Below are 21,498 nucleotides of genomic sequence, written 5' to 3'. Positions count from 1 at the left end.
CGGCGGACGCCGGCGCGTCGGGCTTGCCCGGCGCGGCAGGGTCGGCCGGACCTGCAGGACCGGGGGGACCGGCCGGGCCCGCGTCGCCGAACTTGCCGTCGGCGCGGCGCGGCGCCTCGACCGGCGGCGGCGTGCGGTCGCGCCCCAGCCCGAGGACGCCGCCGGTGAGCAGCAGCGCCAGGCCGACGAGCACCGCGCCCGCCGGAATGTAGCTGCGCACCATGTCGATCTTCAGCGCCTCCCGGTCGGCCATCCCGACCAGGCTCTTCTGGTCCTTCTCGACGGTGACCAGGTCGGCCTGCGCGACGATCATCTTGCCCTTGCCGTCCCGCGTCTGCACCCAGCTGCGGATGTTCTCGCGGTGCTTGACCGGGACGCCGGTGCGCGGATCCACCCAGGCGGTGTTGTAGGACTCGGTGTAGCGGTCCACCTTCTGGCTCTTGCTGCCCTTTCCGAGCCCCAGGAGCTCGCCGGGCATCTCGGTGTCGACCGAGGCGGTCTTGGTGAGCGGGATCTGCTGGGTGAAGCGGTAGGTCACCAGCCCGTGGACGCGTTCGACCGCGCCGAAGCGCATCGGCACCTGCTGCTTGGTGGTCATGTCGTAGAACGGGTAATCGCGCTTCTCCACGTCCCCGATCGGGAACAGCAGCCCGTATCCCGACATGCGCACGGTGCTGTCGCCGTCCACGTTGACGCCGCAGCAGTTGACGAGGACGCCCGTCCGGCGGTCGAAGGCGATCCGGTAGTTCTGGATCTGCACGGGGTCGTCCGGCTTGGACTCGTCGAAGATATTGGTGCTGGAGTCCCAGACGGCGATCTTGTTGTTGCCGTTGTTCGCCCGCACGTCGCCGCGCACCGTGTTGTCGGCGCGCAGGGTGACGCCGGTCTTGGTCTTCAGCGTCGCGGCGTCGAAATAGGTGCTGTTCGGCGATTCCAGATGGGTCAGCTGGTAGCGGTTCAGCGGCGCGAGGACGACGCGGTCGGCGACATAGAAGCGCATGAGCGGCGCGAGGGAGAGAAAGAAGGCGCCCAGACCGATGAGGATCAGTGCGGATCGCCTCATCTTCACCTCCAGGAAGCTGCCGTTACACTCGACGACCCGAGCAACGGGAACCGGGAACGCGGCCATCCGGCGCGACGCAACACTACACGAAGCACTTATATCGGCCCGATGACGTCAGGGGCTCCCCCGAATGGTGACCAGTCCGCCCACCCGGCACTGGCCGGCGCTCGCGGCGGTGCTCCCGGCGGCGTTCATGGACACCGTCGACGTCTCCATCGTGAACACGGCGCTGGTCCGGATCCAGCGCGATCTCGGCGCGTCCGGGGACATCGGCCAGTGGGTCGTCGCGGCCTACGCGCTGTGCTTCGCGATCACGCTCGTCGCGGGCGGGCGGCTCGGCGACCTGGTCGGACGGCGCCGGATGCTGCTGGCGGGCGTCGGCGGTTTCGTGGCCGCCTCGGCGCTGGCCGGGGCCGCGGCGACCCCGGCGATGCTGATCGCGGCCCGCGGCGCCCAGGGCCTGTTCGGCGGGATCATGGTGCCGCAGGCCATGTCGGTGATCACGACCCGGTTCCCGGCGGGACGGCGGCGCGCCACCGCGCTCAGCCTGACCGGGCTCGTCCTCGGGGTGGCGACCGTCAGCGGGCCGCTGATCGGCGGGCTGCTGGTCTCGGCCGACCTCGGCGGGCTCGGCTGGCGCGCGATCTTCTACGTCAACGTTCCAGTGGGGCTCGCCGCGATGGCAGCGGGGTGGCGGTGGATCCCGCCGGACGGGCGGGCCGGCGCCCGCCGCCCGGGCCGCCGCGACGCGCTCGGCGTGGTGCTGCTGGCCGCGGCGTCGCTGCTGCTGATCGGCCCGCTGGTGGAGGGGCGCGCGCTCGGCTGGCCGCCCTGGCTGGTCGGCGCGCTGCTGCTGAGCGCGCCGGCGCTGGCGGTGTTCGCCCGGCACGAGCGGCGGCGCGAGCGCCGCGGCGAGGTGGTCCTCGTCCCGGCGCACCTGCTGCGGCGCCGCTGCTTCTCCACCGGGACCGCGCTCACCGCCGTCGTCATGTCCGGCACCACCTGCCTGCTGCTGACGCTGACCTGGGGCCTGCAGGGCGGGCTCGGGTGGACCCCGATGCACACGGCGCTGACGACGCTGGCGCTGCCGCTCGGCATCGGCTGCACGTCCCAGCTCACCAACTGGCACGGGCACGCGGCGGGCCGCCGGTTCGTCGGGCTCGGCGCCGCGGTCATGGCCGCCGGGCTCCTCGCCCTGATGGCCGCGGTGAGCACCGCCGAGGACGCGACGCGCAGCCGGGACGTGATGCCGTGGCTGTTCGTCACCGGCGTCGGCATGGGCATGATCATCCCGCTGCTGCCCCACATCAGCATGCGGGAGGTGCCGAACGGCGACGCCGGCGCCGCGTCGGGGGTGTTCAACTCGGCCGGGCAGCTCGGCGCCGCGCTCGGCGCCGCGGTCGCCGGCCTGATCTTCTTCGCCGGGGGCCCGCACGGCCCGTCGGCCGCCATGCACGCGGTGGCGCATACCCTCGGTTACAACATCGCGGCCCTGGTGCTCGTCGCCGGGCTCGCGCGCCTGCTCCCCCCGGACGACGCGGCGCCGCGGCCGCCGGCGGGGCCCGTCCCGACGTCCCACCCCGGAGGCCGAACTGAAGCCGGAGGTCACGCTGCGGAAGGCGGAACGAGCCGGCCGGCGCGCTGACCCAGGCGGCCGTCCGCCCGGGCGGGCGGCACGGCTGCGCGCGCGCCTGCCCCGCCCGGCCGCGCTCGCGCCGGGGCTGGTGGCGCTGGCGCTCGGCTGCCTGGCCGTCGGCCCCGGCCTCGCCCCCGGCTACGTGCTCTCCTACGACATGGTGTTCGTGCCGCGCCCGGCCACGAACGACGCCATGTTCGGCCTCGCCGGCGGGTTCCCCCGGCAGGTCCCGAGCGACGCGGTGGTCGCGGGCCTGGCCGCCGTGCTCCCGGCCGATCTCGTGCAGAAGCTCGTCCTGCTGGCGGTCTTCGTCCTGGCGGGGGCGGGCGCGGCGCGGCTCGTCCGCGAGCGGGGCACGGCGGTCCGGATCGCCGCGGCCGTCGCCTACGTGTGGAATCCGTACGTCGCCGAGCGCCTGCTGCTCGGGCACTGGGCGCTGCTGCTCGGCTACGCGGGCCTGCCGTGGGTGCTGCACGCCTCCACCGGCGTGACGGCGCGCCGGGGCTTCGCCGGGCTGGTCCGCGCGCTGGTCCCGGCGGCGGTCGGCGGGTTCGCGGCCTGGGACGTCTCGGCGCTCGTCGCGGCGGGCGGCGCCCTCGGCGGCCACGGCCGCCGGCACCGGACCCGCGCCGCCCTGCTCACCGCGCTCGCCCTGGCGGGAGTGGCGCTGCCCTGGCTGGTGCCCGCCCTGCTGGGCAGCGGGCGGGCGAGCAGCGACCCGGCCGGCGTCGACCTGTTCGCCGCCCGCGCCGACACCCCGTTCGGCGCGTTCGGCAGCCTGCTGTCCCTCGGCGGCATCTGGAACGCCGAGGTCGTGCCGGCCGGGTTCGGCAGCCTGCCGACGGCCGGTGGCAGGCTCGTGCTCTCGGTGCTCGCGATCGCGGGGTTCGCCGTCCTGCTGCGGCGCTCGGCCGACCCGCGGCTGCGCGGGCTCGCGGTGTCCGCCGCGGTCGGGTTCGTGATCGCGTGCGCGGGGATCACCGGGCCGGCCCGGGCCGCGCTGCGCGGGCTGGTGGGGCTGTGGCCCGGGTTCGGGGTGCTGCGGGACGCGCAGGTCTACATCGCGCCGCTCGCGCTGCTGGAGGCAGTCGGTCTCGCGTTCCTGGTCGCCGAGCTGCTCGGGCGGGCGTACCCGGCGCTGGCCGCGCTGGTGGCGGTCGCGCCGGTGGCGCTGCTGCCGACGCTGGCCTGGGGCGCCGCCGGGAACCTGCGGGCCGTGCACTATCCGGCCGACTGGGCCGCCGCCCGCGCGATCATCAATGCCGACCCCGCGCCCGGACGGGTGCTCGACCTGCCCTGGGGCGGGTACCGCCGCTACGCCTGGAACCACGACCGCACCGTGCTCGACCCGCTGCCGCGCGTCCTGGACCGGCAGGTGGTGTGGGACGACGGGCTCCGCGTGGGGAACCGGGCCCTCGCCGCCGAGGCCCCCGCGGCGCGGCGGGCGCAGGCCCTGCTGCGCGGCCGGGGACCGCTGGCCCCGGCGCTCGCCGGATCCGGGTACCGTTACGTCGTCCTGGAACGGGTCGGCGACCCGGAGGAGAACGCGCTCGCCGGACGCCTGGACGGCGCCCGGATCGTGCTCTCCGGCCGGCACCTCACCGTGTTCCAGCTGGGATCTCCCGCGCCGCCCCCGGGGCCCGCGAGCACGGACGTGGCACCGGTCGCCGGCGCGGATATTCTGGCGCTGCTGCTCATATTGTGGTCAATGTCTATTTATGCCACTAGTCTGGGCGGCACCCCGCGCGTACCAGCCAGTAGGGAGCCCCCCACATGCGCATCCTGATCGCTGCCGTCATCGGCGTGCTGCTCGCCGGCGGGACGTCCGTGGCCGTGGTGCACGTGGCCACCAAGACCCCGAACCCGCAGGTCAAGCCGCTGTACAACTACGGCACCCGCTGACCGGCGGGCCACCCGGGTGCGACCGTCGCCGGACTGTCTCTGCCGTACCGGGCAGGCGGCCGCGCCCGCCCGGTGCTCGTTGCACCCGCGCCCGGCCCCGGAGAAGCCCGCGCCGAGCCTGGACCGGCTGCGGGTGGCGATGGTCAACTGGCGCGACCCCTGGCAGCGCGCCGCCGGCGGCGCCGAGGAGTACGCCTGGCAGATGAGCCGGCAGCTGCGCGACCGCGGCGCGCGCGTGCACTTCGTCACCAGCCGCGAGGCCGGCCAAGCCCGCCGCGAGGAGCGCGACGGCATCGCGATCAGCCGGATGGGCGGAAAGTACTCCCGGTACCCGCTGACGATGGCGTGGCTGCTGCGGCACCGCCGCGACTTCGACGTGGTCGTCGACTGCATGAACGGCATCCCGTACCTGTCGCCGCTCGTGCTCCACCGCCGGACGCGCGTGCTCCTGCTCGTCCACCACGTGCACGGCCGCCAGTTCTTCGTCTACTTCCCCGCGCCGCTGGCGTGGCTCGGCAAGGCGCTGGAGGGGCCGGTCGCCCGGCTCGTCTACCGGCGGCACCCCGCCGTGGCCGTCTCCGTCTCGACCGCCACCGCGATGCGGGAGCGGCTCGGCTGGCGGGGCCCGATCTTCATCGTGCCGAACGGCGCCCACCCGGCGTCCCCCGGCCCGGCGCGCGGCCGCCGCACCTCACCGGACGCCGCCCCGGGCCCCGTGCTCGCCTGCGTCGGCCGGCTCGTCACCACCAAGCGCGTGGACGAGGTGATCGACGTGGCCGCGCGGCTGCGCGACCGGTGGCCGGGGCTGCGGCTGCACGTCATCGGCCGCGGCCACGAGGAGCCCGCGCTGGCCGCCCAGATCGCCGCGGCCGGCCTCCAGGACACCGTGCGGCTGCACGGCTACCTGCCCGCCGCCGGCAAGGACGCGCTGCTGGCCGGCGCCGACCTGCACATCACCGCCTCCCGCTTCGAGGGCTGGGGCCTGTCGGTGCTCGAAGCGGCCTCCCTGGGCGTGCCGACGGTCGCCCACGACGTCGACGGGCTGCGCGAGGCGGTCCGGCACGGCGTCACCGGATGGCTCGCGGGCCCGGACGAGGACCTCGCCCCGGTCGTCGAGCGCGCGCTGAAGGAGGTCTCCGACCCGGTCCGGCGCGCGGAGATCCGCGAGTCCTGCGAGCACTGGGCCGGGCTGTTCTCCTGGACGGCCACCGGGGACCGGATGGCCCGGCTGATCCGGGCCCAGCGGCGGGTCCCGCCGCGCCGCCGCCCCGGCGGCCCGGCCTACGTGGCCACATTCGGACGCCCCGGACCGGCCGGCGCCGCCGAGCGCACCGTCCTGGTGGAGAACACCGGCCCCGCCGCGCTCGCCCGCGCCGCGGCGGCGCGGGGCGAGACCGTCCTGGGGATCCGCGCCGCTACCCCGACCGAGCTGCTCACCGGCGTCCCCGGAAGAGAGCTGTGACGGCCACCGCACCGCTCCGCTGGACCGGCCCCGCATCACCTTCCGCCGACGGCACCGGGCGGGACCCGGACGCCCGGATGCGCGACCGCATGCGCCTCCTCGTGTCGTCGCTGCTGCTGCTCACCGTGGCGTTCACCATCGCGCCGAAGCGGATCCTGCCCGACACCAAGCTCGACATGGCCCTCAACCCCGGCGGGTTCCTCGGCCGGGCGCTGAACATGTGGGACGCCACGTCCTACTTCGGGCAGGTGCAGAACCAGGCGTACGGCTACCTGTTCCCGATGGGCCCGTTCTACCTGCTCGGAAAGGGGATCGGGCTGCCCCCGTGGGTCACGCAGCGGCTCTGGCTCGGGCTGGTGCTCGTCGTCGCGTTAACCGGCCTGGTGAAGCTGGCCGAGGAGATGCGCATCGGGAGCCCCGGCGGGCGGCTGCTCGCCGGGTTCGCCTACGCGCTCGCGCCCCGCGCCGAACTGCTCCTCGGCGTCAACTCCTCGGAGTTCCTGCCGACCGCGATGCTGCCGTGGATCCTGATCCCGCTGGTGCGCGGCGCCCGCACGGGCAGCACCCGCCGCGCCGCCGCCCTGTCCGCCCTCGCCATCGTGTGCTGCGGCGGCATCAACGCGGCCGCCGAGGCGGCGGTGCTGGTCGTCCCGCTCGTCTACCTGCTGACGAGGGCGCGCGGGCCGCGCAAGTGGCGGCTGCTCGGATGGTGGCTGCCCTGCACGGCGGCGGCGTCGGTCTGGTGGCTCGTCCCGGCGTATCTGATGGGCCGGTACATCTTCCCGTTCATCGACTACACCGAGAGCGCCACCACCACCACGCAGACGACCTCGCTGGCGAACACGCTGCGCGGGACGTCCTCGTGGACGGCGTTCCTGCCCGTCGACACGAACCCGTGGTGGCCGGCCGGGCACGCGGCGTCCACCGTCCCGTGGCTCGTCGCGGTGACCGGCGCGGTCGCGGCCTTCGGCCTGCTCGGGCTGGGCCGCCGGGGGCTGCCCGAGCGCGGCTTCCTGGTGCTGTCGCTGCTCCTCGGCGTCGTCCTCATCGCGACCGGGCACCACGGGCCGCTCGCCCCGCCGTTCGCCGACACCCTGCGCGACCTGCTCGACACCGCGCTCGCGCCGCTCCGCAACATCCACAAGTTCGACGCCCTGGTCCGGCTGCCGCTCGTCCTCGGGCTGGCCCGGCTGGTGAGCGCGGTGCCGGCGGGGGCGCCCTGGTGGAAGCGGCCGAACGCGGGCTTCGCGGCGATCGCGGCCGTCGCGCTGGCGGCGGTGCCGATGCTGAACCCCGGCCCCACCGCGAACGCCAACATGCCCGACCCGGTCCCGGCCTACTGGCGGCAGGCCGCCGACTGGATCAACGAGCGGGGCGGCCTCAACACGACCATGGCGGTGCCCGGCGTGCCGTTCGCGGACTTCCAGTGGGGACGCGCCATGGACGACCCGCTCCAGGCCCTGCTGTCGGTGAGCTGGGCCGACCGCTCGGCCGTCCCGTACGGGTCGGCCGGCGCCGCCCGGCTGACCCGGGCGATCGACCAGCGGCTGGCGACCGGCCAGGGCTCGGAGGGGCTCACCAAGGTGCTGGCGCGCATGGGGGTGCGCTTCCTGCTGGTGCGCAACGACCTGAACCGGGCGGAGCTGGACGGGGCGTGGCCGGCCCGCGTGCACGAGGCCCTCGAACGCTCGCCCGGCATCGTGCAGCGCGCCGCGTTCGGCGGGCCGGTCGGCGACCCCGGCCCGGCCGACGCCGTCGGGTCCTTCGACCAGCCCTACCGGGCGCTGGAGGTCTACGAGGTCACCGACGCGTTCCCCGCCGCGAGCACGGTGCCGGCCGACCGGCCGCTGCGGGTGATCGGCGGGCCCGAGGCGCTGCTGCCGCTCGCCGACGCCGGGCTGCTCGACGGCGACCGGCCGGTCGTCTTCAACGACGACCCGGGCGCGGACGCGATCCCCGCCGCCGACACCATCGTCACCGACACGCTGCGCCGCCGCGAGGCCAACTTCTCCGACCTGCGCAACGGCGAGTCGCCCACCCTCGCCGCGGGCGAGCCTTACAAGGGGACGTCGCGGGTCAAGGACATCCTCGCGCCGGGCTGGGACGACTACCAGGCGGTCGCCCGGTACGAGGGGATCGCGTCGGTCACCGCCTCGTCGTCCGCGTCCGACATCACGGCGCCGTCCAACCACGACTCGCAGAGCAACCAGCCGTTCTCCGCGCTCGACGGCGACCCGGCCACCCAGTGGACGTCCTCCGGCTGGAAGGGCGCGCTCGGCGAGTGGCTCGAGGTCCGGTTCAGCCGGCCGATCCCGGTCGACCACGTCACCGCGACGTTCGGCGACGCGGACTTCCTCGGCCCCGCCGTCACCCAGGTGGCGGTCGAGACCGAAGCCGGGAGCGTCCGCGACCGCGTCGCCGTGGCGGGGCGGCCGCAGTCCCTGCCCGCGCGGGGCGGCACCACGAGCTGGGTCCGGATCCGCGTCACCGGGCTCGCCGGGCCGTCCCGGACCGGCGGACGGGTCGCCATCGCGGACCTGAACGTGCCGGGCGTGACCGCCCGCCGCGCGATCGCCGCCCCGGCGGCCACCGGCGGCACCACCGTGCTGACCGGTACCGACGACCACGCCGACGCCTGCATGCGCGGCCCGGTCACCTGGACGTGCAACCCGCAGCTGGCGCGGCGCGGGGAGAGCGGCTCCTTCGAGCGGATCTTCACCGCCGCCGCGTCCGGGGCGCGCACCCTCGGCGGCTCCGCGGTGCTCACCGACCCGAAGATCATCGCGGCGGCGACCACCTCCGGACCCGTCCGGGTCGCGGCGTCCTCCACCTACGTCCAGCATCCGGCGGACATGGCGCGCTCGGCGTTCGACGGCGACCCCCGCACGACCTGGATCGCCGGCCGCGACGACGCCGCCCCGCGGCTGACGATCCGGTTCGGCAAGAAGACCGACCTGTCGAAGATCACCGTCCGGCTGCCCTACGGGCAGGCGCAGAAGGTCGTCCTGGCCGGGGACGACACCACCCGCGACGGGATCGTCGACCGCGCCGGCGTGTTCCGGTTCGCGCCGATGCGCACCAGCACGCTGACCATCACCTTCCCCAACGCCCCGGGCGTCCAGGTCACCGACGTCACCGTCCCGGGCGTCCGGCCGCTCGGCGCGCCGTCGCAGCTGCCGCTCCAGACCAAGTGCGGCACGGGCCCGTCCTTCGACCTCGGCGGGCGGACGGTCCGGACCCGCCTGGTCGGGGGGACGGCCGCCGACCTCCTCGACGGCACTCCCGTCCGCTACGCGGCGTGCGGCCGCGTCCCGGTCGGGCAGGGCGAGAACCGGCTCAGCGTCTCCCCCGTGTCGCCGTACCGGATCGTCTCGGCCGTGCTGGCGTCCGGGACCGAGGGGCCCGCCGCGTCCGCCGCCGCGCCGCGGATCGAGCAGTGGAGCGCCCACAGCCGGTCCATCGCGGTCGACTCCTCGGACCAGCCCACCTACCTCGAACTCGACGAGAACCACAACGACGGCTGGGTCGCCGCCCTCGGCGGCAAGCAGCTCCGGTCCGTCCGGCTGGACGGCTGGCGCCAGGCGTGGCTGGTCCCGGCCGGCGAGTCCGGAACGGTGAAGCTGACCTACGCGCCGGACCGGGGCTACCGGCTGACGCTCGTCGCGGGCCTGCTGCTGGTGCTGCTGATCGTGGTGCTGGCGATCGTCCCGGCGCGGCCGTCCACCGCGCCGCCGCTCGATCCGGGACGGGTCGCGCGTGCCGTGGGCTGGGCGATCGCCGCGCTCGCGGGCTTCTGGGTCGGCGGCCCCGCCGGGATGGTCGCGGTCCCGGCCGCGTGCGCGCTCGGGATGCTGCTGCGGCGGCGCCGCGACCTGCGTCCCGCCGCGATCGTCTCGGCCGTGCTGGCCGCCGCCGTGCTCCAGGGCGCGGGCACCTACCTGGACCTGCACGGCCGGACGCTGCCCTGGCGGCTGCTCACGGAGGCCGCGCCCGAGGTGCTCTGCCTGGTCGCCCTCGGCCTGCTGATCTCGGTGCTGGGACCGCGCCCGGCCCTGCCCGACGAGCCGGACGCGCCCGCCGCACCGGCCCCGCCGCCGCCCGACCGGCTGCCGGACCCGACCGGCGGCGGGCTGCGGATCACCTGGCAGGCGGCGGGTCCGCCTTCCGGCCCGGGCCGGCGCGGCGCCGCCCCGGCCCCCGGTCGCGGAGCAGCTGGAAGGGCTTCTCCACCGCGAAGTAGCTGACCGTCGCCACGACGATCGCGCCGGCCATCGTGACGGGGAACAGCACCCAGAAGTCCCGGTGCCACAGCGGCCGGCCGGTGATGTCGTACCAGGCCTGGATGATCGGCTGGTGCCAGAGGTAGATCCCGTAGGAGATCAGCCCGACCGAGCGCACGAGCCGGTTGCCGAGGACCGCGACCGTGACCCGGTTGCCGGGGGCCAGCGCGGCCGGCAGCACCACCCCGAGGGCGATCAGGGGGTAGAGCGCGCCGCTGACCATGTACTGCGGGACGTTCTGCGGGACGTCCTGGAACGGCAGCGAGATCGGCGTGGAGGCCAGGATCAGGCAGCACAGCGCCATCAGCCACCATGCCCCCGGCATCGACCCGAGGACGGCGGCCCGGCGCGCGACCTGCGTGCCGGGACGCGCCTTGGCCCAGACGGACACGACCGACAGCGCCATGCCCAGGGTGAAGTAGAGCAGCGACCTCGGCAGCAGATGCTCGTAGTAGAACATCGTCTCGTACTCGACCGTGGCGCGCAGCACCATCGTGGTCACGTAGGACAGCGCGGTCAGCGCGAGAAGGGCGATCAGCAGGCGGCGCGCCCGCTCGTCGACGCCGGCCCGCCCGCCCCGGACGGCGAACCAGCGCAGCCCCACCGCCAGCAGCGGCAGCAGCAGGTAGAAGCCGACCTCCACCGACAGGCTCCACACCGGCCCGAGGCCGGGCGGCCCCACCCCGTCCCACCACGGGTTAGGGTCGTAGTGCTCGGTCAGCGTCGCCCATTCCAGCCACGCGCGCGGCGTGGCGGCGTGCTCGGGGCTGAAGGCGATCAGGCCGACCGCGAGGACGATCCAGTACGTCGGCAGGATCCGCAGGCCGCGGCGCCACAGGTAGGCGCGGGCGTCCGGGCGGACGCCGCCCTCGATCGCGTTCCGCGCCCACGGCCGGTAGAGCAGCAGCCCGGACAGCGCGAAGAAGATCGGCACCCCGACGCCGCCGTTGTAGATCACCCGCCAGACCATCGAGTTGTCCGCGGCCATGGCCGTGGCGAAGGCGGTGTGCAGCAGGACGACGATCAGGCTCGCGACGGCGCGGATCCCGTCCAGCGCGACCAGGTGCGACGTCCCGCCGGGGCTCGACGGCGAGTCCTGGAGGGCGGGCGGGTCCGGCAGGGTCCGGAGCGTCGCCTGCGACGGCGCGGCCTCGTAGGCCGCGCCTTCCCGGGGCGGGGCGCCCTGGGGGGCGGTGACCTGCCCGCGGCCGGCGGCGGGCCCGCGCCCGGGGACCGGCCCGCGCGCGGCGGGCCGGTCCCCGGCAGGCGTCCGGCCGTCGATCACTGACATCTGCGCTCTCCATGGACGGCGATGCCACCCCAGTGTGCCCTGTGCCCCCTGGTGCTGGGGAGCCCGCCCGCCCGTCCCTTTACGGCTTACCGGCTTACCGGCGCCGCGGGTTCGGGGTCGCGGGGAAGGCCGAGGATGCGTTCGCCGATCACGTTGAGGTTGACCTCGGTGGTACCGCCGCCGATCGTCATCGCGCGGGACGCCAGCAGATAGCGGGTCCAGCGCGGGCGCAGGCCGTCCTTCCAGCCGCCGGTCAGCGCGCCCTCGCCGCCGAGCAGCGTGAACCCGAACTCGGTGACCTGCTGGCCGTGCTCCATCGCGACGAGCTTCCGCACGTTCGCGGTCGCGCCCGGGTCGGTGCCCGACAGCTGCTTGAGCGTGGCGCGCAGGCCGAGGAGGTTGAAGGCGTGCTCGTCGCACGCGAGCCGGCCGATGCCGTCGCGGACGAGCGGGTCGCCGTCCAGGCCCAGCTCGGCGGCGAGGCTCAGCAGCTTCGGCACGTCGCCGCCGAGCTGGAACGAGCTGGTCAGCCCGACGCGCTCGTTGGCGAGGGTGTTGCGGGCGACGCGCCAGCCCTCGTTGACGGGGCCGACGACCCGCTCGTCCGGGACGAACACGCCGTCCAGGAACACCTCGTTGAACACCGCGTCGCCGGTGCACTCGCGCAGCGGCCGGACGTCGATGCCCTCCGACGCCATGTCGACGATGAAGTAGGTGATGCCGTCGTGCTTGGGCCTGTCCGGGTCGGTGCGGGCGATGCAGATGCCCCACTGCGCCTCGCGGGCCAGGGACGTCCAGATCTTCTGGCCGCTGATCCGCCAGCCGCCCTCGACCCGCTCCGCGCGGGTGCGCAGCCCGGCGAGGTCGGATCCCGCGCCCGGCTCGGAGAACAGCTGGCACCAGATGATCTCGCCGCGCAGCGTCGGCGGCAGGAACCGCTCCTGCTGCTCCGGGGTGCCGTACTGGACCAGCGACGGGACGACCCACGCCGCGATCATCAGCGGGACCGGCCGGACCTTCGCCGCCTTCAGCTCCTGCTGGACGACGATCTGCTCCAGCGGCCCGGCGCCGCGGCCCCACGGCTTCGGCAGGTGCGGCGTCACCCAGCCGCCCTCCGCCATCGCCGCGCGCTGCTCCAGCGGTTCCATCGCGGCCATCTCGGCGACGCGGCCGCGGATCTCCTCCCGCAGCGGCGCGGCCTCCTCGCCCAGCTCGATGCTCATCGGGCGGCGCACGCCACCGATCGCGAGTGCCGCCACGTCGGCCCGGTACCCGCTCGCCCGGCCGAGCAGGGCGCGCAGGGTGAGGGCGCGCCGATAGTAGAGGTGGGCGTCGTGCTCGTAGGTGTAGCCGACGCCGCCGTGGACCTGGATGTTGCCTTCGGCGCACATGACGGCCGCGTCGGCGGCGAGCACGCCCGCCACCCCGACCGCGTAGGCGCGCTGGTCGGGGTCGTCGGTGAAGGCGCGCGCCGCGTCCCAGACGGCGGCCCTCGCGCGCTCGACCGCGATGAGCATCCGGGCGCACTTGTGCTTGACGCCCTGGAACTGGCCGATCGGGCGCCCGAACTGCTCGCGGAGCTTGGCGTAGGAGACGGCGTCGTCGAGGGCGCGGCCCGCCACCCCGCACGCCTCGGCCCCCAGCAGGACGACCGCGAGGGCGCGGGCGTCGGGCGCGTCGACGAAGCGGCCGTCCGGGACGTCCAGGCCGTCCACGGTCACCGAGCCGACCGGGCGAGTGATGTCGAGCGACTCCAGCTCTTCGACCGTGACCTCGTCCCGTTCGGCGACCACCCAGCGGCCGCCGGCCGGGAGCAGGAACACGTCGGCGAGCGGCGCGCCCAGGACCGGCTGCACCGTGCCCGACACCCTGGTTCCGTCGACGTCCAGGCCGCCCGACAGGGCGACGGCCGCCTTGCGGGAGCCGTCCGCGAGCCCGGCGAGCAGGCCTTCGCTCCCGGCCCCGGCCCCGGCGGCGTGCAGGATCGCCGAGGCCAGGACGGTCGGTGTGTACGCGCCGGGCGCGAGGACCCGGCCGAGCTCCTCCAGCGCGACGGCCTGCTCCAGCAGCCCGAACCCCTGGCCGCCGGCGTCCTCGGGCAGGTGCAGCCCGAGCAGGCCCTGCCCGGCGAGCGCCGGCCAGAACCCGGCGCCGGCCTCGCGCGCGCCGTCGGCGCGCAGGCTCTGGGGCGGGACGTTCCGCTCGGCGAACCCGCGCACCGACGCCGCCAGCGCCTCGTGCTCCTCCGTCAGCCCGATCGCCATGACTGCACCTCTCCGTCGGGGATCGGAGCCAGCCTATTAGAACGACATTCGGTACTTAAGGGGGGTCAGGCCGCGACCTTCAGCCGCCCGAGGAACTCGTTGAGGTCGGGCCACAGCTTCCTGTGCGTGTTCGGCAGCGACGCGAACACCGTCGCGGGCGTCTTCCGGCCCGTGTCGATCACCGCGGTCGCCACGATCTCCCCGTTCGCCCGCACCCCGGCCCGCTTGTAGGTCAGGTACGACGCGATCAGCCAGCCCTTGTGCCCGCCGACGTCGAGCGCCTGCGACGCCAGCGGCGCCGACTTGTGCGGGAACGAGTAGTACTGCTCCTCGTAGCCCTGCGCCGCGAGCGCGGTGGTCTTCTTGACGCTCTTCGGCCCCTGGTAGGCACCGAGCAGCGTCGGCGCCAGCGTCCCGGTGAGGAGCTGGCCGTACCACATCTGCTGCCCGTGCCGCTCGGTCACCACGATCTGCTGCCCCGACCAGCCCGGCGTGCTCAGCTTGTTCTTCTTGGTCGGCAGCTGCCACGGCGCGGCGAGCCTCGGGTAGGACAGCCCAGACGCCGCGTCCGTCAGCACCCCGAGGATCCGGCTCGGCTTGCCGGCGAACCGCTTGAGCCGCTTGTCCGCCGGAATCGTGACCCGCGGCTGCTCGGGCCGCTCCGCGGCGCCCGCCGGCCCCGGCTTCGCGCCGGTGTCCGCCGAGGCGTCGTCGCTCCTGTGCGTCATGTAGTAGACGCCGCCGGCCGCGAGAAGCGCCACTACCAGCAGGCCCACGCCGCCGATCAGCACCAGCCGGGACCGGCCGCCGCCCTCGTCCAGCGGGTCCCGGGACGCGCCGGGCGAGCCGCCGAGCTTGGCGTCCGCCGCGGCCTCGTCGGCCATCCAGTCCGGCATCTGCCAGTTGCCGCTGCTCGGCTTGCCGGCCTTCGCCGGGCCCGCCAGCCCGACCTGCACCGCGGGCGTCTCGTCCGCGCCGGCGCCGCCGGGGCCGTCCTCGAACAGCGAGCCCTCCCAGCCGGGCGCCTCCTGCCCGTGCTCGGGCCGCTCCTCCTGCTCCTGCGCGGGGACGGGCGCGACGCGCACGTCCTCCGCGTCCGGCAGCGGACCGCCGGCGGCGGGTTCGGGCTCGGCTCCGGTCGCCCGCTCGTCACGGCCCTCGTACGCGGAGCCCGTCTCGTACGCGGGCCCCGCCTCGTATCCGGGCCCCGCCGGGTATCCGGGTTCGGCCTCGGATGCGGGTGCGGTTTCGGTCTCGTATGCGGGCGCGGGTTCGGCCTCGTACGCGGGCCGGGACGCCTCCGCCGCCGAGCCGGATTCCGGCTCGGCCTCGTACGCCGGGTCGGGCTCGGGCTCCGGGGCGCGGCTCTCGACCTTGCCCCAGACGTCGTGCGGCGGTTCCCCGCCGTCCTCGGAGAACTCCGTCCGGCCCTGCGGTGCGGGCATGAAAACCTCGGGCATCTTCGGCTCGGAGGAGACCACCTGCGGACCGGTCGCGCGTCCCGCGTCCGGCGCCGCCGGCCGCTCCGCCGCGTCGCTCTCGCTCATGTCGGTCCAGCGCCCACCGCGCTCCCCCTGATCGGACATGCGGAACACGGTACGCGAAGATCATTCATTTCGTTCCGCGGACCGTCACGCCGAGGACACATCTTCCTATCGCCTCAGCCCTGGCCGGCGGTCCCGGCGTGACCGGCCGTGCCCAAGGGATCGTCCGCGAGCCGCTCCCTCGCCAGCAGCGTCGCGCCCGCCACCGCGCCCGGCATCGCGAACACCGCGCCGAGCGGGATGAGAAAGACCACAAAGGTCGCGGCGCCGAACCCGACCACGAGCGGCCGGTCGGCCTTCAGCCGCGCGAACCGCTCCCGGCGCCGCAGCCCGCGCCGCTCCAGCGCGATCGACGTCAGCTCGCCCGCCAGGAAGTAGCCCGACACCATGGCCGCGACCACCGGGACCACCGTCTGCCCGATCAGGGGCAGGAACCCGGCGGCGAAGAACACCACCGCGAACAGCACCGCGACGATCCCGAGCACCGCCGTGTCCTTGATCGCATGGCCGATCTGCACCAGCAGCGGGACGTCCGGATCCGGCGGGGCGCCGCCCTGCGACTCCTCCACCCGCACCGCGATCGCCTCGTAGAACGGGTCGCCGACCAGCAGCGTCACCGCGGTGAAGGTGAGCACCGCGAGGAACACCGACGCCCCGTAGATCGCGATTCCCGCGATCACGCGGGCCGACGCCCGCGCCGCGTCCGACCAGCCGTCGGCGAACGGCGTCACCCAGCCGGCCAGATCGTCCAGGTAGAACGCCAGCGTGACGAGCGCCGCGGCATAGGCGGCCAGCACGATCAGCGCCGGGATCAGCCCGAACGCCCACTGCGCCGGGTGCCGCGCGGTCCAGCCGATGCCGCGCAGCAGGTAGCCGACGCCGTTGAGCAGGTCCTTGATCGCCGACGGCCTCGGCTCGGCCCGCCGCCGCGCCGGCGGTCCCGCCGGCCGACCCGGCGGTCCTGGCATCGGCTGCTGCGACCCGGGAGGCCGGTTCCACGGTGCGGGCTGGTTCGGGGGGACAGGGTTCACACGCCCACAGCCTAGCGAGGAGGAAGGCCCACGAGGCGGGCCGATTGGTCCCAGACCGCCCGGCGCAGCACCTCGTCCTTCAGCGGTCCCGCCGCCGGCACCAGCCCGGCGCCCGGCGTCGAGCTGTAGAAGCCGCCGGTGCGCCCCTCGAACTCCTCGTCCAGCGCGAGCTTGAGCGCCATCCGCGCGCCCTGCGCCGGCGTCCGCATCACGGGTGTGTGCGACAGCAGCCCGCCGATCCGCGCGTTGCCCGGCATCTCCCTGGTCAATCCGGTCGCGACGAACCCCGGGCACATCGCGTTCACCGTGACCCCGTCGCCCTCCAGCCGCCGCGCCAGCTCCTGCGCGAACAGGATGTTCATCAGCTTCGACCGCCCGTACACCCGCAGCGACCCGGGCGCCCGGTAGCCGCCCGGCTCCGCCATCCGCCCCGGGTCCAGCCGGCCGGCGAACCGGTGCGCCTCGGACGCCACCACCACGATCCGCGACGGCGCGCCCTTCTTCAGCGGCCCGAGCAGCAGGTTCGTCAGCAGGAACGGCCCGAGATGGTTCGTCGCGACCATCCGGTCGAAGCCGTCCGCGCTCTCCTTCGCCCGCATCATGTGCACGCCCGCGTTGTTGACCAGCACGTCCACCCGGTCGAACCGCTCCACCAGCGAGGCCGCCACCCGCCGCACGTCCTGCAGCGCCGACAGGTCGGCGAAGAACGTCTCGATCCGCGCGCCCGGCACGTCGGCGGTCAGCTCGTCCACCGTCTCCCGGGCGCGCATCTCGCTGCGGCACACGATCCCGACGAGGAACCCGGCGCGCGCCAGCCCGCGCGCGATCTCCTTACCGATCCCGGACGTCCCGCCGGTCACGATCGCGATCTTGTTCCTCATCCCCCCACCGAACCACCGCCCGGAAGGGACGAGCAAGGGGTGAATGTGATTTCTTGCACAAGCCGTGATGCGGAGCGCCGGCCCGCCCGTTCCGCGGGATCGTCCTGGCCTAGAACTGAAACCGGTTCTACTATCGGTCGCCATGAGGTTCACCTACGCCGAGGCGATGACCGACCCGTCGTTCTACCTGCCGCTCGCCCGCGCCGCCGAGACGGCCGGCTACACGAGCATGTCGGTGGCCGACTCGCTCGTCTACCCGCGCGAGTCCGACTCGACCTACCCCTACACCGCCGACGGGAACCGGGAGTTCCTCGAGGACAAGGCCTTCATCGAGACGTTCACGCTGATCGCGGCCATGGGCGCGGTGACGAGCACCCTCCGGTTCACCCCGTTCGTCCTCAAGCTGGCCGTCCGGCCGCCCGTGCTGGTCGCCAAGCAGGCCACCTCGATCGCCTGCCTCACCGGCGGGCGCCTCGGCCTCGGCGTCGGCCTCAGCCCGTGGCGGGAGGACTTCCAGGTGATGGGCGTGCCGTGGGAGCGGCGCGGCAAGCGGATGGACGAGGCCGTCGACATCGTCCGCGGTCTCTCCGCCGGGGGCTACTTCGAGTACCACGGGGAGTTCTTCGACATCCCGGCGATCAAGATGACCCCGGCGCCCGCCGAGCCGATCCCGATCCTGGTCGGCGGGCACAGCGAGGGCGCGCTGCGGCGCGCCGCCGTGCGCGGCGACGGCTGGATGCACGGCGGCGGGCAGGACGACCTCGACGACCTGCTGGCCCGGCTGAACCGGATCCGCGAGGCCGAGGGCAAGGCCGGCGAGCCCTTCGAGGTGCACGTCATCTCCGCCGACGCCTACACCGCCGACGGCGTGAAGCGGCTGGAGGACAAGGGCGTCACCGACGTGATCGTCGGCTTCCGGCTGCCCTACATCAAGGGCCCCGACACCGAGCCGCTGGACAAGAAGATCGCGAGCCTGGAGCGGTTCGCCGAGTCGGTCATCGCGAAGGTGAACGGCTGACCGGAAAACGAGAACACGTTACAGTTCGGCCATGGACGCCCTCATCTGGCACGCCCCCGACGCCGACCACCCCGCCCGCCGCGCCGCCCGCGCCTCCATGACCGCCGTCGGCACCGGCCGCCGGGACGAGTGGCTGGACCTGTTCGCCCCCGACGCCCTCGTCGAGGACCCCGTCGGCCCGTCCTTCCTCGACCCCTCCGGCGCCGGCCACCGCGGCCGCGACGGCATCGGCGGCTTCTGGGACTCCTTCATCGCCACCATCAGCGGCTTCCGCTTCGAGATCACCGACTCGTTCGCCAACGGCCCGTGCTGCGCCAACGTGGCCACCATCACCACCACCATGGGCGACGGCTCCACCATGTCCATCGACTGCATCCTCGTCTACACCGTCGACGACGCCGGCCTCATCACCTCGCTGCGCGCCCACTGGGAACCGGACCGCGCCATGGCCACCCTCACCAAGGGCTGACCTCAGGGACCGCCCGGCGGCAGCAGCAGCCGGGCGGTCGTCCGCTCCAGCCGTTGCACCGCCATCGACTCCCCGACGAACCCCCGGACGGCCTGCAGGAGCTGCTGCAGACCGCCCGGATAGTCCAGGCACGTCTGCAGGATGGCGAACAGGTCCCCCCGGGCCTCCGGCGCCCGCGGGATCACCCCCGCGATCACCGCCGGCAGCGCCCCGACCAGCTGCTCGCGGCCCCGCTCGTTCCGCATCTGCGGGATGTCCATCAGGTCGTCCACCATCCGGAACAGCATCGGCACGGGCACCTCCGCCGGCGGCGGCGACCCGCCGGGCACGCCCCGTCCGCCCTCCCACACCGCCGGCGGGGCCGGCGGGGCCGGCGGGGCCGGCCGCTCCGGCCGCGTCCCCGGCACCATGATCCACGCGTCGCCGGCGGTCTCCTTCACCCGGACGCCGACCCGGTAGTAGTCGTCGGGGTCGACCAGCCCCCGGCCGTGGCTCACCACGTCCTCGTACACCCGCTCGGAGACGATCACCGCGATCCCCGCCGCGGCGGCGGCCACGGCCTCCTTCAGCGGCGCCGCGTCCAGCAGCCGGAACGCGTGCGTCAGCGCCGTGCTGACGACGCCGTGCTCGTCCGACTCGGCCTGCCCCACGTTGACGGCCACCCGCAGCCGCATGAGCGCGGCCTCGCTGGCCGCCCGGTTGTGCTGCCGCACCTCGGCGCGCAGCCGCTCGACCACCGTCGTCAGCAGCAGCTCGATCCGCACGTCGGGCGGCAGGACCACCATCACCCCGTCGCCGCGGTCCTCGTGGTAACAGTCGTCGAGCCGCACCCCGGCACCGTCCGCCAGGCTCCGGTCGAGCCCCTCGTACATCGCCCGCCGCACCTTCACCCGCACCGGATCCACCCGCGACGACGCGCTGAACCCCGCGATGTCGCACACCAGGAACCCGCACAGACCCCCCGGCCGCCAGCCCCGCCCGGCCCCCCGCGCCACCTCCCCCATGGACCGCTCCCCCTTCCCGGGACGCCGACTCCCCACAGCGTCCTCGACCCCCGCCACCACCGGCAACCCCACCCCGAAAAATCCCCGGCGCGTCTTCCCCGGATCGTCGCCTCCGGAGGGCGCCCGTCTCTATGATCGTCACGTCGCGGGACTAGGCTGTTGCGCCTTAGCCCGCAAAAAGCGCGACACCATTTCCAATTTCGCAGGACATAGAGGGGGAGACGGCCGTGCCGGGTACTCATGGCAGCGCATCGGAGTCGGGCGTTCTCGCAGTCTCCCTTTCCGGTTCCCAGCCCTCGCTCACGGACCTGGAGCGCGCGCGCCCCGCGGAAGGCACCGTCCTGGAGGCGGCCGTCCGCCGCGCCCGCGACGAACGCCGCGCCCGCAAAGTGACCGTGGCCGGCTTCGACAACAGGGCGTGACTCTTCGCACCGGAGTTCCCGAGTGGCCGCTCGCCGGACTGGACGTCCCCGGGCTGGCGGCACGCGGGTGGCGTCCCGTGCCCTTCTCGGAGTTCGTTCTCAAAATCCACGGCCGCTGCAATTTGGCCTGCGACTACTGCTACGTCTATGAGGGCGCCGACCAGACATGGCGGACGCGGCCGCGCGCCATGCCGCCGAACGTGGTCGCCGCCACGGCCGCCAGGCTGGCCGAGCACGTCCGCGAGCACGCGCTGTCCAAGGTGACGGTCGTCCTGCACGGCGGTGAACCGCTGCTGGCGGGACGGGCGGCGATCGCCGACGCCATCGAACGGCTGCGCGCGGCGGTGCCGTCCGGCTGCGAGGTCGAGGTCTGCACCCAGACGAACGGGGTGCTGCTCACCGACGCGATGCTGACGATGCTCGAAGCCCACGGCGTGGGAGTGTCGGTCAGCCTCGACGGCGACCGCGAGGGGCACGACCGGCATCGGCTCCATGCCAACGGGCGCGGCAGCCACGCCGAGGTCATGCGCGGGCTGAACCGGCTCGCCGGTTCGCATCGGCGGCTCTACCGCGGGCTGCTGTGCGCCATCGACCTCGACAACGATCCGGTCCGGACGTACGAGGCCCTCATCGAGACCGGCCCCCCGCGCATCGACTTCCTGCTTCCGCACGGCACCTGGACCGCCCCGCCGCCCCGGCGCCCCGCCGACGGCGCCGGCGCGCCCTACGCCGAGTGGCTGATCGAGGTGTTCGACCGCTGGTACCGGGCGCCCCGCAAGGAGACCGGCGTCCGGCTGTTCGAGGAGATCCTCAACCTGCTGCTCGGGGCGCAGAGCCGCAGCGAGAACATCGGCCTGTCCCCGGTCGCGATGGTCGTCGTCGACACCGACGGGACGCTCCAGCAGGTCGACACGCTGAAGACGTCGTACGCGGGAGCGCCCGAGACCGGTCTCACGGTCTTCGACGGCGGCTTCGACGACGCGCTCTGGCATCCCGGCGTGGTCGCCCGGCAGATCGGCGCGGACGCGTTGTCGGACACGTGCAAGGCGTGCGGCATCCGTGACGTCTGCGGCGGCGGCGCGTACGCGCACCGGTACCGGGAGGGGCACGGCTACCTCAACCCGTCGGTGTACTGCCCCGACCTGATGGCGCTGATCGGCCACATCGGCCGGACCGTCCAGCGCGACCTGGCGCTCGCCTCGGCCGCACCAGGCCGCTGACCGGCGGGTCA

16 protein-coding genes are annotated in these 21,498 nt (G+C 74.5%); 9 read left to right on the top strand and 7 right to left on the bottom strand.

From position 1 onward, the window contains the following. A partial coding sequence (locus ABD296_RS17580) for a DUF3068 domain-containing protein (RefSeq protein WP_344267792.1) occupies positions 1 to 1,063 on the bottom strand: 1,063 nt, incomplete at its 3' end. Positions 1,064 to 1,193: 130 nt separating this feature from the next. Here ABD296_RS17580 and ABD296_RS17575 point away from each other — a divergent pair. From ABD296_RS17575 to ABD296_RS17555, 5 genes are all read left to right on the top strand, one after another. Continuing rightward, positions 1,194 to 2,708, top strand: a complete 1,515-nt coding sequence (locus ABD296_RS17575) for an MFS transporter (protein WP_344267790.1) — start codon at positions 1,194 to 1,196, stop codon at positions 2,706 to 2,708. A gap of 79 nt (positions 2,709 to 2,787) precedes the next feature. Then, positions 2,788 to 4,485 (top strand): hypothetical protein, encoded by a 1,698-nt coding sequence (locus tag ABD296_RS17570; RefSeq protein WP_344267788.1) that lies wholly within the window; start codon positions 2,788 to 2,790, stop codon positions 4,483 to 4,485. Next, the gene (locus tag ABD296_RS17565) at positions 4,473 to 4,601 is read left to right on the top strand and encodes a hypothetical protein (protein ID WP_344267786.1); all 129 of its coding nucleotides are present in this window, start codon (positions 4,473 to 4,475) and stop codon (positions 4,599 to 4,601) included. The genes ABD296_RS17570 and ABD296_RS17565 overlap by 13 nt, the downstream gene beginning before the upstream one ends. Before the next feature lie 79 nt (positions 4,602 to 4,680). Continuing rightward, positions 4,681 to 6,063, top strand: a complete 1,383-nt coding sequence (locus tag ABD296_RS17560; protein ID WP_344267785.1) for a glycosyltransferase family 4 protein — start codon at positions 4,681 to 4,683, stop codon at positions 6,061 to 6,063. Further along, positions 6,060 to 10,307, top strand: coding sequence for an alpha-(1->3)-arabinofuranosyltransferase domain-containing protein (locus ABD296_RS17555; protein WP_344267784.1), 4,248 nt, complete (start codon positions 6,060 to 6,062; stop codon positions 10,305 to 10,307). The genes ABD296_RS17560 and ABD296_RS17555 overlap by 4 nt, the downstream gene beginning before the upstream one ends. Here the strand turns inward: ABD296_RS17555 and ABD296_RS17550 are convergent. The 5 genes from ABD296_RS17550 to ABD296_RS17530 all read right to left on the bottom strand — a co-directional run bounded on the left by ABD296_RS17550 (position 10,201) and on the right by ABD296_RS17530 (position 17,354). Continuing rightward, complete coding sequence (locus ABD296_RS17550; RefSeq protein WP_344267782.1) at positions 10,201 to 11,634, bottom strand: acyltransferase family protein; 1,434 nt, start codon at positions 11,632 to 11,634, stop codon at positions 10,201 to 10,203. The genes ABD296_RS17555 and ABD296_RS17550 overlap by 107 nt on opposite strands. Positions 11,635 to 11,720: 86 nt before the next feature. Further along, positions 11,721 to 13,898 (bottom strand): acyl-CoA dehydrogenase, encoded by a 2,178-nt coding sequence (locus tag ABD296_RS17545; RefSeq protein WP_344267781.1) that lies wholly within the window; start codon positions 13,896 to 13,898, stop codon positions 11,721 to 11,723. A 65-nt stretch (positions 13,899 to 13,963) separates the two neighbouring features. Beyond that, positions 13,964 to 15,484 (bottom strand): hypothetical protein, encoded by a 1,521-nt coding sequence (locus ABD296_RS17540; RefSeq protein WP_344267780.1) that lies wholly within the window; start codon positions 15,482 to 15,484, stop codon positions 13,964 to 13,966. A 74-nt stretch (positions 15,485 to 15,558) separates the two neighbouring features. Further along, complete coding sequence (locus tag ABD296_RS17535) at positions 15,559 to 16,410, bottom strand: EI24 domain-containing protein (protein ID WP_344267778.1); 852 nt, start codon at positions 16,408 to 16,410, stop codon at positions 15,559 to 15,561. A 74-nt stretch (positions 16,411 to 16,484) separates the two neighbouring features. Next, complete coding sequence (locus ABD296_RS17530) at positions 16,485 to 17,354, bottom strand: SDR family NAD(P)-dependent oxidoreductase (protein ID WP_344267776.1); 870 nt, start codon at positions 17,352 to 17,354, stop codon at positions 16,485 to 16,487. A gap of 142 nt (positions 17,355 to 17,496) precedes the next feature. On the opposite strand from ABD296_RS17530, the gene ABD296_RS17525 reads away from it, so the two are divergent. Continuing rightward, entirely contained in the window at positions 17,497 to 18,372 is an 876-nt protein-coding gene (locus tag ABD296_RS17525) for a TIGR03619 family F420-dependent LLM class oxidoreductase (protein ID WP_344267774.1), read from the top strand. 31 nt (positions 18,373 to 18,403) lie between these two features. Continuing rightward, on the top strand, positions 18,404 to 18,841 hold the full coding sequence (locus ABD296_RS17520; protein ID WP_344267772.1) for a nuclear transport factor 2 family protein: 438 nt from the start codon (positions 18,404 to 18,406) through the stop codon (positions 18,839 to 18,841). Positions 18,842 to 18,843: 2 nt separating this feature from the next. Here ABD296_RS17520 and ABD296_RS17515 read toward each other — a convergent pair whose 3' ends face one another. After that, complete coding sequence (locus ABD296_RS17515) at positions 18,844 to 19,845, bottom strand: effector-associated domain 2-containing protein (protein ID WP_344267770.1); 1,002 nt, start codon at positions 19,843 to 19,845, stop codon at positions 18,844 to 18,846. Positions 19,846 to 20,072: 227 nt separating this feature from the next. On the opposite strand from ABD296_RS17515, the gene ABD296_RS17510 reads away from it, so the two are divergent. Further along, the gene (locus ABD296_RS17510) at positions 20,073 to 20,267 is read left to right on the top strand and encodes a hypothetical protein (protein ID WP_344267768.1); all 195 of its coding nucleotides are present in this window, start codon (positions 20,073 to 20,075) and stop codon (positions 20,265 to 20,267) included. Then, the gene (locus ABD296_RS17505; protein WP_344267766.1) at positions 20,264 to 21,487 is read left to right on the top strand and encodes an FxsB family cyclophane-forming radical SAM/SPASM peptide maturase; all 1,224 of its coding nucleotides are present in this window, start codon (positions 20,264 to 20,266) and stop codon (positions 21,485 to 21,487) included. The genes ABD296_RS17510 and ABD296_RS17505 overlap by 4 nt, the downstream gene beginning before the upstream one ends. The last annotated feature ends 11 nt before the right edge of the window (positions 21,488 to 21,498 follow it).

The sequence above is a fragment of the Actinomadura napierensis genome, from assembly GCF_039529375.1.
GTDB classification, from domain to species: Bacteria; Actinomycetota; Actinomycetes; order Streptosporangiales; family Streptosporangiaceae; genus Spirillospora; species Spirillospora napierensis.
The sequence above is the reverse complement of the archived record's forward strand: the minus strand, read 5'-3'. Positions and strand labels throughout refer to the sequence as shown.

Excerpts from the sequence above, each read along its gene's own strand:
- ABD296_RS17575 (WP_344267790.1), top strand. The coding sequence starts at position 1,194 with ATGGTGACCAGTCCGCCCACCCGGCACTGGCCGGCGCTCGCGGCGGTG.
- ABD296_RS17565 (WP_344267786.1), top strand. The coding sequence starts at position 4,473 with ATGCGCATCCTGATCGCTGCCGTCATCGGCGTGCTGCTCGCCGGCGGG.
- ABD296_RS17550 (WP_344267782.1), bottom strand. The coding sequence starts at position 11,634 with ATGTCAGTGATCGACGGCCGGACGCCTGCCGGGGACCGGCCCGCCGCG.
- ABD296_RS17545 (WP_344267781.1), bottom strand. The coding sequence starts at position 13,898 with ATGGCGATCGGGCTGACGGAGGAGCACGAGGCGCTGGCGGCGTCGGTG.
- ABD296_RS17540 (WP_344267780.1), bottom strand. The coding sequence starts at position 15,484 with ATGTCCGATCAGGGGGAGCGCGGTGGGCGCTGGACCGACATGAGCGAG.
- ABD296_RS17535 (WP_344267778.1), bottom strand. The coding sequence starts at position 16,410 with ATGCCAGGACCGCCGGGTCGGCCGGCGGGACCGCCGGCGCGGCGGCGG.
- ABD296_RS17530 (WP_344267776.1), bottom strand. The coding sequence starts at position 17,354 with ATGAGGAACAAGATCGCGATCGTGACCGGCGGGACGTCCGGGATCGGT.
- ABD296_RS17525 (WP_344267774.1), top strand. The coding sequence starts at position 17,497 with ATGAGGTTCACCTACGCCGAGGCGATGACCGACCCGTCGTTCTACCTG.
- ABD296_RS17520 (WP_344267772.1), top strand. The coding sequence starts at position 18,404 with ATGGACGCCCTCATCTGGCACGCCCCCGACGCCGACCACCCCGCCCGC.
- ABD296_RS17515 (WP_344267770.1), bottom strand. The coding sequence starts at position 19,845 with ATGGGGGAGGTGGCGCGGGGGGCCGGGCGGGGCTGGCGGCCGGGGGGT.